This is a genomic window from Pontibacter sp. HSC-14F20 (assembly GCF_019599265.1).
GTDB lineage: Bacteria > Bacteroidota > Bacteroidia > Cytophagales > Hymenobacteraceae > Pontibacter.
This window is the reverse complement of record NZ_JAHZTC010000010.1, coordinates 140,173-154,585: the sequence shown is the minus strand read 5'-3', so window position 1 is coordinate 154,585 and position 14,413 is coordinate 140,173. Positions and strand designations below refer to the sequence as shown.

General features: G+C 48.5%; 11 protein-coding genes. 8 read left to right on the top strand and 3 right to left on the bottom strand.

Features of this window, described 5'->3' with window-relative positions; translation table 11 throughout:
- The first annotated feature begins 83 nt into the window (after positions 1–83).
- From K3G39_RS11910 to K3G39_RS11895, 4 genes are all read left to right on the top strand, one after another.
- On the top strand, positions 84–530 hold the full coding sequence (locus K3G39_RS11910) for a PepSY-like domain-containing protein (RefSeq protein ID WP_220626380.1): 447 nt from the start codon (positions 84–86) through the stop codon (positions 528–530).
- Between the two features lie 180 nt (positions 531–710).
- Complete coding sequence (locus tag K3G39_RS11905; RefSeq protein ID WP_220626379.1) at positions 711–2,468, top strand: ABC transporter ATP-binding protein; 1,758 nt, start codon at positions 711–713, stop codon at positions 2,466–2,468.
- A gap of 222 nt (positions 2,469–2,690) precedes the next feature.
- Positions 2,691–3,320: a hypothetical protein gene (locus K3G39_RS11900; RefSeq protein WP_220626378.1), complete on the top strand. Its 630-nt coding sequence runs from the start codon at positions 2,691–2,693 to the stop codon at positions 3,318–3,320.
- A 66-nt stretch (positions 3,321–3,386) separates the two neighbouring features.
- Positions 3,387–4,460 (top strand): J domain-containing protein, encoded by a 1,074-nt coding sequence (locus tag K3G39_RS11895; RefSeq protein WP_220626377.1) that lies wholly within the window; start codon positions 3,387–3,389, stop codon positions 4,458–4,460.
- Between the two features lie 56 nt (positions 4,461–4,516).
- Here the strand turns inward: K3G39_RS11895 and K3G39_RS11890 are convergent, their stop codons facing one another.
- From K3G39_RS11890 to K3G39_RS11880, 3 genes are all read right to left on the bottom strand, one after another.
- Positions 4,517–5,911: a CPBP family intramembrane glutamic endopeptidase gene (locus tag K3G39_RS11890; protein ID WP_220626376.1), complete on the bottom strand. Its 1,395-nt coding sequence runs from the start codon at positions 5,909–5,911 to the stop codon at positions 4,517–4,519.
- Positions 5,912–6,230: 319 nt separating this feature from the next.
- Positions 6,231–6,980: a bifunctional 2-polyprenyl-6-hydroxyphenol methylase/3-demethylubiquinol 3-O-methyltransferase UbiG gene (locus tag K3G39_RS11885; protein ID WP_220626375.1), complete on the bottom strand. Its 750-nt coding sequence runs from the start codon at positions 6,978–6,980 to the stop codon at positions 6,231–6,233.
- Positions 6,981–7,359: 379 nt separating this feature from the next.
- The gene (locus tag K3G39_RS11880; protein WP_220626374.1) at positions 7,360–7,845 is read right to left on the bottom strand and encodes a hypothetical protein; all 486 of its coding nucleotides are present in this window, start codon (positions 7,843–7,845) and stop codon (positions 7,360–7,362) included.
- Between the two features lie 171 nt (positions 7,846–8,016).
- Here K3G39_RS11880 and K3G39_RS11875 point away from each other — a divergent pair, with 171 nt between their 5' ends.
- The 4 genes from K3G39_RS11875 (at position 8,017) to K3G39_RS11860 (ending at position 14,376) form a co-directional block, all read left to right on the top strand.
- A complete protein-coding gene (locus tag K3G39_RS11875) occupies positions 8,017–8,553 on the top strand; it encodes a hypothetical protein (protein ID WP_220626373.1) in 537 nt (178 codons plus the stop codon).
- Between the two features lie 180 nt (positions 8,554–8,733).
- Positions 8,734–12,105: a transcription-repair coupling factor gene (gene mfd / locus K3G39_RS11870; RefSeq protein WP_220626372.1), complete on the top strand. Its 3,372-nt coding sequence runs from the start codon at positions 8,734–8,736 to the stop codon at positions 12,103–12,105.
- Positions 12,106–12,295: 190 nt separating this feature from the next.
- Positions 12,296–13,897, top strand: coding sequence for a PAS domain-containing protein (locus tag K3G39_RS11865; protein WP_220626371.1), 1,602 nt, complete (start codon positions 12,296–12,298; stop codon positions 13,895–13,897).
- Between the two features lie 71 nt (positions 13,898–13,968).
- The gene (locus K3G39_RS11860; protein WP_220626370.1) at positions 13,969–14,376 is read left to right on the top strand and encodes a response regulator; all 408 of its coding nucleotides are present in this window, start codon (positions 13,969–13,971) and stop codon (positions 14,374–14,376) included.
- The last annotated feature ends 37 nt before the right edge of the window (positions 14,377–14,413 follow it).

Below are 14,413 nucleotides of genomic sequence, written 5' to 3'. Positions count from 1 at the left end.
CAATTTGCAAACTTCAGACTTGCTTCAGAATTGCACCGTATACTTGTACCATACCAATTTTTAAAACTTAAAAACAAGTAGTTATGAAAAAGATATTAGTAGGATTTGCTTTCGTAATAGGCTCAGCTGTAGCTGTTCAGGCACAGGACGTAGCCGAGAAGGATGTTCCCGAAGCTGTAAAAAGCGCTCTGACACAAAAGTATGCCAACGCTACCGACCTTGAGTGGGAAAAGCACGGTGAAAACTACGAGGCCGATTTTGATGTGAACCGCATCGACCACGCTGTTATGATCGACCCATCCGGCAAAATACTGATGACCAGACGTGATCTGATGGAGAAAGACCTGCCACAGAATATACAAACTGCCGTCAGCCAGAACTACAAAGGTATGCGCGTGGATGACATAGAGCAGGTTGAGAAAGACGGCAACACCTATTATCAGTTGGAGCTCGACCAGAAAGGAAAAGACAAAAAGATTGTGATGTCAAAAGACGGAAAAGAAGTAACAGACCCAGCTTATTGGGACTAACAACTTATTCCATAAAAATTAAATGGAATGCCCGGGGCTATGCTTCGGGCATTTTTTTGCTCTCGACCGAACGCCATACCTGCCATCTCAGAACACACTGCTCCAAGTAGAAGATAAGCAACCTGTATACTTGCGCCGCATACACGCGTAGGAAGAGAACCCGAACTTATACCATCTTTCATGCGCGTACTCTGGAATTATCTGCAGCCTCACCGCGGGCTGGTTATACTCTCACTTTTACTGGCCGGCACCAGTCAGGTACTGGCTTTGGTCGACCCCATTATTTTCGGGAAGATCATCGACAAATACGCTACGCCACCTTTTACCATGACGAGCGAAGAACGGGTGAAAGGTGCACTCTGGCTGATGCTATTGGCAGTGGTCGTCGCTTTGCTCTCACGGCTGGCAAAGGCTTTTCAGGAGTATTTCACCAATCTGGTGGTGCAGAAATTCGGGGTGCAAATTTTCAATGATGGTCTTAAACAGACCCTGAAACTTTCTTATCAGGAATACGCCGACCAAAACAGCGGCGAAACGCTTTCTATTCTGCAGCGGGTGCGCCGTGATACAGAACGCTTCATCAACTCTTTCATCAACATCCTTTTTTCGTCTTTGGTGGGTGTAGGTTTTCTGGTATGGTACGCCATTACCAAGCACTGGGCACTGGTCCCAATTTTCATTATCGGGATGGTGGTGCTCGGGGGACTTACCAGTATCCTGAGCGCCAAGATCAAAACCATGCAACGGTCCATCAATCGGGCCACCAACAAAATGTCAGGCGTCATTACGGAGTCGCTGCGCAACATTGAACTTGTAAAAAGCCTGGGACTGACCTACCCCGAAATACGGCGTTTGCGTGAGCACACCGAATGGATTTTCTCCCTGGAAATGGCCAAGGTCAAGCGAGTGCGCACGCTCTCTTTTCTGCAGGGCACGGCACTCAATTTACTCAGGCAGTCCATTTTGTTCACACTGCTCTGGCTTATTTTCCGAGATGTGCTCACCACCGGTGAACTGATCTCGATGCAGTTTATTTCAGTCAGCATCTTTGGCCCGCTGCAGGACATGGGCACCATCATCCTGACCTACCGCGAAGCCGACGCCTCGCTCCACAACTTCGCCGAACTGATGAACAAACCAGTCGAGACCCGGCCTGAATCGGCAATTGATGTGGGGCCGCTGCAGCAACTCCGTTTTGAGGATGTAGTGTTCCGGCATAAGGGAGCGCCGCAGAACTCCGTGGATGGTATTTCCTTCGAGGCCAATACCGGTGACACCGTTGCTTTCGTAGGGCCGTCGGGTTCAGGGAAATCCACTTTGGTAAAATTACTGGTGGGCCTATACCTACCAGCCAGCGGGGAAATTCTCTATAACGGCACGCCCGTTAGGGAAATATGGCTGAACGAAGCGCGTCGGCAGTTAGGCTTCGTGACGCAGGAAACGAACCTGTTTTCGGGCACCATCAAAGAAAACCTGCAGTATGTCAAGCCGGACGCCACGGATGAGGAAGTGATCAGAGCAATGGAGAAGGCCTCGGCCACCCACCTGCTCACCCGCTCCGAGCAAGGTATACACACCCAGATAGGTGAGGGTGGTCTGAAAATGTCGGGTGGTGAAAAGCAGCGCCTCTCCATTGCCCGCGCCCTCATCCGGAATCCACGTCTGCTCATCTTCGACGAGGCCACCTCCGCCCTCGACTCGCTTACTGAAGAGGAGATTACTGCCACCGTGAAAGAAATATCGGCTTTACGCGAGCAAATCACCATCCTCATCGCCCACCGCCTCAGCACCATCATGCACGCCGACACCATTTATGTGCTGGAAAAAGGCAAAATAATAGAGCAGGGTAACCACGCAGAACTAGTGGAGCAAAAAGGCCTGTACTACGCCATGTGGCGCCAGCAGATCGGCGAACGCAAGGTGGAGCTGATCCGGTAAGTCGCTCAGCGCCTGCTATACCTGTAAGCGTCTTTTCTGTTAAGTGATTTACTGCTTTATACCTGCTTTGAGCAAAGAGGGCTATGTGAGAAGACTGCTTCGGCAAATGCACAGTTTCATACATCATGCTATCACTTATACCTGCCGCAATACCATGCATTGCAACTTTATACCTGCAGCTCAGGTATGCAAAGCAACTATTTAAAATTGAAGATTATACCTATGAATCGATACCTACTAGCCATCACCGTTCTGCTGACCCTCGCCTCCTGCGGCTCCGACTCCGCCGACGGTAACTATAACCGCGCCGCTGATGATGAACTGATCGAAAGCCAAGTCGACTCCGACACCAAAGCCTCTATCGACAGCGTGGCCCGTGCTACCGACGAAGGCGCTATTCTGCACCCGCTTCCCGACACGCTGACCACTCTGTTGCAACAGCGCCAGCCGCGGGCAGAGGTGGCAGTCCTTACTGACCAAACCATGTCGAACCGCACCCAGCAGGTCGACAATCCGGTATACCTGCGCGGTAACCTGAACGGCAACCGCAACCCCGACTATGCTGTGCAAGTGCTGCAGAACGACTCTATTCATATACTTGCTTTCCTGGATTACGGCACACCGAGTGCCCGTGAAATGAAAGTAGCGGCTTACCCCTCGCAGCAACTGAACGACCGCAGGTATAGCACGCTGCAGCTTAAGCTCGCTCCTCAGGACTCACTTGTGCGCAACCCGCGTCAGCAGCAGTTCACCAACCTTAAAACCGATGGTATATCTGTGCTCGACGGCAACCGCACGACGCTGTACTTGCTACAGAACAACCGTTTTATACCTTTCGACGCGCAGCAGTAAGGTATAGCGCCGGCTAATGCGTAAATTGCAGGTGCTATACCTTGCCTTTATACCTATTACCTGCTTATGCCTGCTTTTAAGTCTGACAAACTTGTTCCCTCGCTCACCCCACAGATCACCTCTCCGGACCAGCGCAAGCTCAGCCAGTTGCAGCAGGAGTTCAACAAAAAAGTGGCGCAAATAGAACAGCTGAAGCAGGAACTGGCCACACGGCGCGACAGCATGGATCTTGCTCAGAAGCGCATCGAAAAGGACCTGCGCCCTATCATCATGCAGCAGGTAGCACAACGTGTGGAGCTAGCCCATTTACTGGACGATGCCTTTGCCTTGCCCTTGTTCAGCTTCAGGGAGAAAGAAAAACTTGCCCAACTGATTGCCAGCATCGCATTTGACCTGATCCAAAACTACGAGCGAAAAGACTTAATTGCCCTGCACGATCGGTATGCCGAAGTGCCGTACGCCGAGCGTGATGCATACCTGGCTGAGGAGGATGATTTTCCGGAGGAAGGTATAGCCGAAGTGGAAGAAGCTATACCTGACAACTGGGATGAGCTCGATGAATTTGAGCGCCTACAGGCCCAGCTGGACCGTGAAGAGGAAGAGCGGGAACAGGCCAGGCAAAACCGCCAGAAAGGCCGCAAAACCAAAGCTCAGCAGGAAAAAGAGGCGAAAGCAAAGGCCGAACTCAGCAACATCAGCAAGGCTAGTCGCCGCGTGTACACCGGCCTGGCCAAGCAGCTGCACCCCGACAAAGAGCGTGACGAAACCAAACGTGCCTGGAAAGAAGAAGCCATGAAGCGCGTGACACAAGCCTACCACCACGACGATTTCTTCGAGCTGCTGCGCCTTCAGATGGAGTTTTTGCAGGAGCAAGGCCAGGCACTCGACAAGCTCCCCGACGAACAGTTAGCTTACTACATCAAAATCCTGAACGACCAGCTAAGCGAGTTGCAGGCAGAACTCAACGGTTTTATCTCTGGTCCCAACGCCAGCTTTTACGACCGCTTCTGCGGCAGCCCCAAGCAAATGAACCAGAAATTTAAGCAGGCAAAGGAAGGTTTAACTTATGAACTGGAGCAGCTGAAGCAGAATCTAAAAGTGCTGCAGGACCCTGTGCAGATCAAAGTCATTCTAAAATAGAACAGCTACTCACTTGTCTCCCTGACCTGTGAACGGCTGCTTTAAAGATTTCTTTGCTACTTAAAAGAAACCACCGCCAGGTCAGCCAGCTCCATCCTGGACTGTAGCAAGATTCCGTATTTTGTTTTCAGATCTTCTTTTGCCTGCTCAAAGTCGCCTTTGGGCAGCTTAAAATTATACTTACCCGACTCCAGGAGATCGTTTTTCGCAATTAGTCCTACCTTAAAGTTTTTCTCGATAGCGCCTACCAATTCGCCCAAGGTCACGTTCTCGCATGTGATACCTTCTTCGTTATACATCACCGTAGACTTCCCAATGTCTGCCACAGCGTTTGTTGCCAGCAGGCTGGAGTCGGTAATCGCCACGTCCCAGGCATCCATTTGCTGCAAGCGATAGGTAACATCAAACTTATAGACTTCCTGCAGTTGTTCCAGTACCAGTTGCTTGTTTTGCTTTATGTCTTTGGAGGCCGCATGGGTTTTAAAATGCAGGTCTATGGCTGTGTACGGATGTCGCTTTTTGTCAAGTTCTACAAGAGATTCCTCTTTATCCAGCAGCGCCAGGATAACATCGTGTAGCTTTTGGTTTTCAAATCCGATTGAGTCGGGGCCCATAAATTTAGAGGCAAGAGCTGTTTGGTCGTGGCGCACGTACTCCTCTACCTGCAAGGTATAATTCACGTTTTGAAGATCTAATTTTTCGAAGCTACTCATCGTGGCCAGCGCCAATCCGAAGAACAAGGCATTGTGGCTCGCATGCAGAAAGTAGCCCCAGAGGAATCCGTACTTCACACGCATGTATCCCATCAGCATACCCCCTATCACTTGGGGCGCAATTAGTATTGGAATGAGCAATACAGCCGCTGATGCGTAGTCAAAATCGGTGAAATTAGCAATGTGAATCAGACCAAAAGCGAAGGCTACCAGGTAAAAGAACACACCGTATACCTTGTTCCACACCTTTTCAAGAAAATTAGTTACTGCGTCGCCGTTTAGTGCGTACAATACCAGTGCCATACCCAATATAACCCATACGCCTATGGCGCCCTCCAGGGGCAGCAGCGAATAGGCAAAACTGCCCAGCGTAATGACCACCACAAAAGCCAGGAAGGCCATGTAGCCACTTTTAAACCGCAAGCCATAACGGAAAATCAGCTCTTCGAGCAATGGCACCGCCAACACACCCAGCAGCAGGAACGCCCAAACCGGGAAAGAGCGCATCATTTCGAGCACGGAATGGGTGTTACCAGTATCCCAACCTATCATTTCTACTAACTCGATGATGCCTGTCAGAGCAAACATGAGCAGCACATCAATCAAAAGCACATACAACAGAATACGCAACTTGATGGAGCGGCTACTAACAGCAGCAGGCTGGTCTTTCGGGTTTTTCAGGAAAAGCCAGATGTCGGAGACAGTTTGTTTTAGCTGGAGGGTAAAGGAATGGAGCATGAATAAAATTTAATTCTGCAAAATGATTACAGCTTAAATATAATTAAAATATAGGTATATCCTATTATTGTATTCGATTACTCTTCATTTTAATACAAAAATCTACCTCCTTTAATTGTAATTCATAATGGTAATAGTTTTGAGAGAGACAAATTAAAGCTAATATCAAAGGCAAACTACTTGATAGATTTGCTCTATTAAGTAATTTGCCTAAAAAGGTACCGCTATAAAAATTTTTCAGCAGCTTCAAACCTCCCCTGCTGCAGCAATGTCAGGGGCTAAACAGAAGGAAACAAACTATAAACCTATATGGAAGCTACTATCTTACGCGCTCCAATACACAGTAAATGTTGTATGTAAAGTATTCCCGCATAAATGGAAAATTTGAAAAGACGTTGAACAACTTCATAGAGAGTTTGTCACTAACGTTGGTTCTAAAATCAGTTACCACCATGCCCTCCACGCTATTGAACATATTGATATATTCTTTTAGAGAACAGCCATTTAAGCCAAGATCATAAATGCTCTGCACCTTCTCCTGGCGGTTCTTGTTGATCTTACTCAGATAATGCTGCTCCCCCAATATAATGTGTGTCCAGGGTAGTTTGTGCTTTAGCCTACGGTGGTCACCCCATGGCGAGTTATACAGAGGACCGAACCCTGTCACGATCTTTCCTCCAATTTTTAATTTATCCTTCATATCTGCCAGCAATACATCCAGACTAAGAATATGTTCAAATGAAGCTTTGGATATGATCAGGTCAAACCCTTCATCAGGCAGATCTCTTAAGTTGCAACAAACAAAACTAATGCGGTCGGCTATCTCAGGGTATTCGCTCTGTACTATTTCTCGGGCATCCTCTATTCGGTTAGGTTCTATATCAACACCTACTACTTGACTTGCACCTCGTTGCGCCATGTCTACCGTAAGTGCTCCATACCCACAGCCAAGGTCGATTACCCTCATTCCCTCGTACTTTATATCCGGAAATCGCTCTAAAAAAATAGGGTTCTTAGAGTTCTTCTCAATCAGGAAATGCTTCATCTTTTTTATAGTTTGCGTTGCCATACTATTTTTTTAGGTTAATAATTGATATGCATTCTCTCTAGTTCTAACCATTCTGATACAAAACCACATAATAGCGCTTTCTCTAAGCAAGACCTATCTTAGCTGTTGGGGTGACCTAATCATCTAAAATCACAATTTAGGATTAGTTAGCAGCTTAATGCTTGTGCTCAGCAAATACACAAAGTTTAAACTTTGTCAATACAATATTTAACTATATAGATCAATGGATTTAAATAAATTACGGTAAACACAATTCTATGTTTATAAAATACAAACAAATAATACCCTTAAATCTTAACAAATCGGTTTTGCTTGGGCTTTAGAAATGCAATAGATCAGGAGATACCTATTGTTTGTATAAGAGAGAGGTGACTTGAGGCTAATTACGAGAAAGGGGTGCTGTCAGATCCTTGATTCCTATCTGCAGTTCCTGGGCAAGAGGCTGTATTCTTAGCATAGCGGTTTCTTTCTTGCTGTCACATGAAAGAAGTATCTTGGTGCCGTCCTCCAACCATAGGAAGCTATCAAACGCAGTGGAAGCGATGGGACGCCAGGAACGGCGCGAGTTGGAAGCAATATATCTGTTCTTCTTGAGGAAAATACACTTTGTGCCAGGGTATGGTTCTCTGGCTCCAACAGTATAGCCTAGCATATTCATTCCTAAGCAATAAGTACCGTGGTAAAGATCAATTTCGAGGCACTTATACTGGACCAATGGGAAGATCCCGAACAGAATCATAAGTACACCAACCACAGGATAGATTGTAAATAGCCATACGCCCCCAGCTATAATAACAATAGCGTATACCTTCGTTCCGAACCCGACAGGATCAGTCAGTCTGTAGCGTAGTAGAGGTGTTTCCATGGAGTGTACAAGGTATAGATTTATGGGAGATTAGCCTTACCAACAGTTAAAGTGAAGCAGTAAATTGCCCATTCGGTTTCCTTGCTTTTCGAATTTGCAATCCGAAAACGGATTACACAATAGAAAATGTACTTTTTCTATTTTATTCAGCAATACCTATATTGTAAACGTATGGCTTACGCGAACTCTCTTCCGCCTATTGTTATAAAGATCTGCAGATGGTTTAATGCCTTCTGCTTACTATTAACTTTTTTAGTATGCCTAGATGTTTTCTTGCTGCCTAAGGTGATTCGAAACGAGAAGATATTGGCTAGAGAAGCAGTATATGTTACGACTCGCTCTAAATTTACAGGAAAATCAAGTAGAACCCAGCTTGATAACGTGACTCTAATTACAGAGAACTTTTACTACCCATACGACAAAATTCAGGGTTTTAATCCCAAAGAAGCTGACTCAGTAAAACTCGTTACCACTTATCTATTCAGTATTGTTAAGACAGGTTATGTCAAAAGATTTGGTGAAGAAAAAGAGTTAATTCAAAATGCAGGCATATTTGGTACTTTCTGCTTTCTCCCAATCAGCTTCGGCCTGATTGCTATTGTCGGAGTAGCCATGCGGAACAATAAGGAACAGCTCTTAAATGCAGCTGTCATGAATTTTCTACTATTACCCATCCATTTGTGGATCATGGGCTATTTCGCCGCCTAGTTCACAGACTTAGATTTAAAATACTTGTAGTATAAAACAATTCCGCTTCCCCGCAACTTTCTCCCTCTCCTCTCAGTTCTGATAAAGCATTAGTTTATTTACCTTTGTAAACTACAACCAGCAGAACACGACTATCGAAAAGTCCTGTGTTCTGCCTTTGCTGTTTTGTGATATACCTGAATGAAAGTAACTGATTTTCTAGAGCTGTACCGACTCGACGGGGTGGTGCAGACCATTGCCGAGCGACTCAAAGCCGATAAACCCTACCGTCTGCAACTCAAAGGCATGGCGGGTAGCCTCGATGCCGTGATGGTCTCGGCAGTCTATACCTTGCACCCGCAGCACCAACTCTTCGTTTTGCACGACAAAGAGGAGGCAGCCTATTTCTATACCGACCTCAAAAACCTGCTCGGCGATGAGAAGGAGGTCATGCTGTTCCCAACTTCTTACAAGCGGCCCTACAGCTTCGACGATACCGAGAACGCCAACATCCTCATGCGGGCTGAGGTGCTCAACCGCCTCAACACCAAATCCGACAAAGGGGAGCTGATCGTGACTTACCCCGAGGCGCTCACCGAGAAAGTGATCAACAAAAAGTCGCTGGTGGAGAACACGCTGGGTGCTAAAGTAGGCGAAAAGCTGGACGTGAACTTCCTGAGCGAGATGCTGGCTGAGTATGGCTTCGAACGCACCGAGTTTGTGTACGAGGCGGGTCAGTACGCTGTGCGCGGCGGCATTGTGGACGTGTTCTCCTACGCCAACGACCTGCCCTACCGCATCGAGCTTTTTGGCGACGAGATCGAAAGTATCCGCTCCTTCGACCCGGACACGCAGCTGAGCGTGGAGACAAAGAAAAGCATCTCGATTATACCTAACGTGCAGACCAAACTGTTGCAGGAAACCCGTGAGGCTTTTTTGGATTTTCTGCCGAACAACACTACCATCTGGTTCAAGGATGTGCGCCAGACGCTGGATGTGATCGACGAGTATTTTGACAAGGCGGCGCAGGCATTTGACAAGTTAATGGAGGGCAGCGGCGGCACCCAAATCGTGTCGGACCCGGAACAACTGTTCCAGACGCAAAAGCAGTTCAAGAAGCTGCTTGAGAAGTTCAGCATCGTGGAGTTTGGCAAGCGCTTCAACTTCAAAGACACCGAGGTGCTGCAGTTCCAGTCCAAGCCGCAGCCTTCATTCAACAAGGATTTCAACCGATTGGTAAAAGACCTGCACGAGCAGCAGACCAAGGGCTTCGTGAATGTCATTGCCACGGAGTCGCCACGCCAGATCAACCGTCTCACCACCATCTTCGATGAGCTCGACCACGACATGCGTTTTCAGCATCTGGCTGTGTCGTTGCGCGAAGGATTTATTGACGAGCAGCTCAAGATCACCTGCTATACCGATCACCAGCTGTTCGACCGCTTTTATCAGCACAAAGCCAAAGAGGGTCGCTCCAAAACCAAAGCAATGACCTTAAAAGAGCTACGCACCCTGCAGCCCGGCGACTACATCACGCACATGGACTACGGCGTGGGCCGCTTTGCCGGACTGGAGAAAGTAGAAGTGGGCGGTCGTTTGCAGGAGGCGATTAGACTGGTATACCGCGACGACGATCTGCTTTATGTCTCCATCCACTCCCTGCACAAAATTAGCAAGTATAGCGGGAAAGAGGGCGGTCCTCCGACTATGAGTAAGCTGGGCTCGCCGGAGTGGGAAAACAAGAAAAAGAAAGTAAAGAGCAAAGTAAAAGATATTGCTGCCGAGCTTATTCAGCTATACGCCAAGCGCAAGGCTGCACCAGGCTATGCCTATACCCGCGATGGCTTCCTGCAGGCCGAGCTGGAGTCGTCGTTCATTTACGAAGACACCCCAGACCAGGGCAAGGCCACCGAAGACGTGAAAGCTGACATGGAACAGCCGCACCCAATGGACCGTCTTGTGTGTGGCGACGTAGGTTTTGGCAAAACAGAGGTAGCCATGCGCGCTGCCTTCAAAGCTGCCTGCGACGGCAAGCAGGTTGCCGTGCTGGTACCGACCACAGTGTTGGCCATGCAGCACTTCAAGACGTTCCGCGACCGACTCGAGCAATTCCCAATTACAGTGGATTACATCAACCGCTTCAAAACGGCCAAGGATATCAAGAACACGCTGCAACGTGTAGCCGAGGGCAAAGTGGACATCCTGATCGGAACGCACCGCATCGCCAGTAAGGACGTCAAATTCAAAGACCTTGGCTTGCTCGTGATTGACGAAGAGCAGAAGTTTGGTGTGAAAACCAAAGAGAAGCTCAAGGAAATGCGTGTGAATGTCGATACCCTCACCCTCACCGCCACGCCTATACCTAGAACACTGCACTTTTCGCTGATGGGTGCCCGCGACCTGAGCGTGATTGCCACGCCACCGCCCAACCGCCAGCCGGTTAAAACGGAGTTGCATGTGTTCGATGAAGTACTGATTCGCGACGCTGTGGCTGCCGAATTGAAACGGGGCGGACAGGTATTTTTTGTGCACAACCGTGTGAAAGACATCGAGGAGATCGCCAATATGATCCTGAAACTGGTACCGGATGCCCGCATCACCTACGCCCACGGGCAAATGGATGGCGAAACGCTTGAAAAGCGCATGATGAAGTTCGTTGACGGCGAGTACGATGTGCTCGTGTCAACCAACATCATTGAGTCTGGCCTGGATATAGCGAACGCCAACACGATCATCATCAACCGGGCGCACATGTTCGGCTTGTCGGACCTGCACCAGATGCGGGGCCGCGTGGGCCGCTCGAATAAGAAAGCATACTGCTACCTGCTCACACCACCTGTGGCCGGTCTGCCAACCGATGCCCGCAAACGCCTGAGCGTGCTCGAAGAGTTTTCTGATCTTGGTGAAGGTTTCAAGATTGCCATGCGCGACCTCGACATTCGAGGGGCGGGTAACCTGTTGGGTGGCGAGCAAAGCGGCTTCATTAATGATTTGGGGTTTGAAATGTACCACCAGGTGCTCGATGATGCCATCAAAGAACTGAAAGAAACCGAATTCCGGGACCTGTTCCTGAAAGATAACCTGGCAGAGTTTGTGGAGCCGGTACGCGACTGCAACATCGAGACCGACATGGAGGTGCTTATACCTGACTGGTATGTGGGCAACATTTCCGAACGCCTCAGCCTCTATAGCAAACTCGACAGCACCAAAGACCTGCAGGGCCTGGAGAAGCTACGTGACAGTATTATAGACCGCTTCGGTCCGCTGCCCCAGGAGGTACAGAAACTGGTCGAGATCGTGAAGTTGCGCTGGCAGGCCCAGCAGCTGGGTTTCGAGAAGCTCACTATCAAAAAAGAAGTGATGAAAGGCTACCTGCCGAGCGAGAATAACGATGCTTACTTCCAATCCGAGACCTTTGGCAACATCCTGAAGTATGTGCAGCAGCACTCACGCCGCTCACGCCTGAAAGAGGCCAAGGATAAACTGATCGTAATTGTGGAAGACATCCGGAACATTGCCGATGCCCGCGAAGTGTTCGATAGCCTCGACGTAAAAGCCACTGTAAAGGGATAGGCGCTACCCTAGCAAACCCTTAGGAACGTATAATCTGGTCAGTTACGCAGCCCTGTATGTTATTATGGCCTGCGTAGCTGACCAATTATTTTTTTTGAGCGTTCAACATTTAAGGCAATATTTAAACTAAATTTTTCTATTTTAGATGATTATACGCTACGAAAACTGAACTTAAGCCAAATTTATACCTGTGCCATCAAAAATCGCGACATCCCCACCTACGCTAGAGCCCATCTTTAGGGCCCTGACCGGACTAAATCTTGTCCTGACGCCTGACCTTGTCATTGTAGAAGCTACAGATACGCTGCTTGAGAAAATCCACTTGAAGCGCGAAGAGATTATGGGCCAGCCGGTGTTTCATATCTTTCCGAATAATCCCGATAACCCGCAGGAGGACTCCGAAGGCTCCATATATCACTCCATGCAGCATGCGCTGGTCTACAAAAGACCTTCCAGTGTCGAAGAGCTCCGTTACGATATTCCGACAGCAGAGGGCTTTAAGGAGTGCTACTGGAATGCAACCAGCGTTCCCATCGTTGATGCAAATTGGGAAGTACAGTATCTGTTGCAGGAGATACACGATGTAACCGACAAAGTTCTGATTGAGCGCCTGCACCAGCAAAGTCAGGAACAGCTTAACCTGATCAGCAACGCGACCAAAGCCATTGCCTGGGAATACGACATTGTAAACAATCGTATGAGCTGGGGCGAGGGGCTTCTGGAGATTTTTGGCTACAAGCCTGAGGAAATGGGGCAGAACGGCGAGTCCTGGGATTCGAGGGTGCACCCGGATGATTTCGAGGAGGTGCAACGCAGCATACAGCAGGCGCTGGCCAACAAGCAAAGCGCCTGGACGGGCGAGTACCGTTTTCAGAAAGCAGATGGCACTTACGCCTATATTCTGGACCAGGGCTACACAACATATAATATTGAAGGTGAGCCCATTCGCACCATCGGTTCCATTATTGACATTACACAGAACAGAGACACACAGGAGGCTCTTCGGGAAAGCGATGCCCGTTTTCATCATCTGCTGGAGGTGCTCCCTCATATGGCCTGGACGGCCTCCCCCAAAGGCAAGGTGCTTTTCTTCAACGAAAACTGGTATAGCTATACTGGTATGCAACGCGGCCAGACCGATGGCTGGATCGGCGTAGTTCATCCGGAAGACTCGGCTATGGTGCTCACCAACTGGCACAATGCCGTGGCTTCAGGCACTACTTTTGAGATAGAGTACCGCATACGCGGCCACCTGGACGGCAGCTACCGCTGGTTTCTGGAACGTGGCCTGCCGATGCGCGATGCTAGCGGAGAAATCTCACTCTGGATCGGCACCTATACAGACATAGACGATCAGAAAAATCAAGTGGATGAAAGTAAGGATGATCGCCTGGAGAACATGCTGCGCCTTTCGCCGGTGCACCTGTGCATGTTGTATGGCCCGGATTATGTGTGCCAGTATGTGACGCCCGGCGTATACAGGCTCTATGGCAACCGAAACTACATTGGCCGCACCGCCCGCGAACTTTGGCCTGAGTTTGAATCGATCGGCTTTTTTGAGCTGCTCCACAAGGTATACACCGAAGCGCGGACCGTATACATAAACGAATACCGTACACAAATTGACCAGGATCTGAATGGCAACCTGCGCGATGCGTACATTAACTTTAAATACCAGCCTTTGTTCGACAGCACATCTAATGTGGAGGGTATTATGATATCGGCCATTGAGATCACCAACATGGTGATTGCCAGGCAAAAAGCAGAGGCGTTGGCCAGGGAAAAATCCTGATCCTTCTGTTTTTTTGACTTTGTTTAAAACAAAAAAGGCCATAATTTGTAAAAGAACTCAAAATACCAACTATGAAATCAGTAAAAACTATCCTGCTGATAGACGACGACGATACGACCAACTACCTGAACCAGCGCCTGCTCTCCCGCATGGAAGCCGCATCGGATATCAGGGTGGTCACCAATGGTGAAGAAGCCCTCGACTACCTCAATAAAGCTTTTAACGGTGAGGAGAACCATCCCAAGCCGGACCTTATTTTTGTTGACATCAAAATGTCGGTGATGGATGGATTTGAGTTTCTGGATGAGTACCAGCAGTTTGAGGATGATAAAAAGCTGCGAACCGTCATGCTCATGTTAACTTCTTCAGCAAGCTTTTATGACCTGGAGCGGCTCAAAAAATATCCGGAGGTACGCAAGCATTACTCCAAGCCCCTGACAGAGGCCGATGTGCGTGAAATCATGGAGACTTATTTCTAGCATTGCCCCGGATGAAGACATAGGAGGCGCCCTTGCA

Coding starts and splice junctions, on each gene's coding strand:
- K3G39_RS11910 (WP_220626380.1), top strand. CDS start 84: ATGAAAAAGATATTAGTAGGATTTGCTTTCGTAATAGGCTCAGCTGTA.
- K3G39_RS11905 (WP_220626379.1), top strand. CDS start 711: ATGCGCGTACTCTGGAATTATCTGCAGCCTCACCGCGGGCTGGTTATA.
- K3G39_RS11900 (WP_220626378.1), top strand. CDS start 2,691: ATGAATCGATACCTACTAGCCATCACCGTTCTGCTGACCCTCGCCTCC.
- K3G39_RS11895 (WP_220626377.1), top strand. CDS start 3,387: ATGCCTGCTTTTAAGTCTGACAAACTTGTTCCCTCGCTCACCCCACAG.
- K3G39_RS11890 (WP_220626376.1), bottom strand. CDS start 5,911: ATGCTCCATTCCTTTACCCTCCAGCTAAAACAAACTGTCTCCGACATC.
- K3G39_RS11885 (WP_220626375.1), bottom strand. CDS start 6,980: ATGGCAACGCAAACTATAAAAAAGATGAAGCATTTCCTGATTGAGAAG.
- K3G39_RS11880 (WP_220626374.1), bottom strand. CDS start 7,845: ATGGAAACACCTCTACTACGCTACAGACTGACTGATCCTGTCGGGTTC.
- K3G39_RS11875 (WP_220626373.1), top strand. CDS start 8,017: ATGGCTTACGCGAACTCTCTTCCGCCTATTGTTATAAAGATCTGCAGA.
- mfd (WP_220626372.1), top strand. CDS start 8,734: ATGAAAGTAACTGATTTTCTAGAGCTGTACCGACTCGACGGGGTGGTG.
- K3G39_RS11860 (WP_220626370.1), top strand. CDS start 13,969: ATGAAATCAGTAAAAACTATCCTGCTGATAGACGACGACGATACGACC.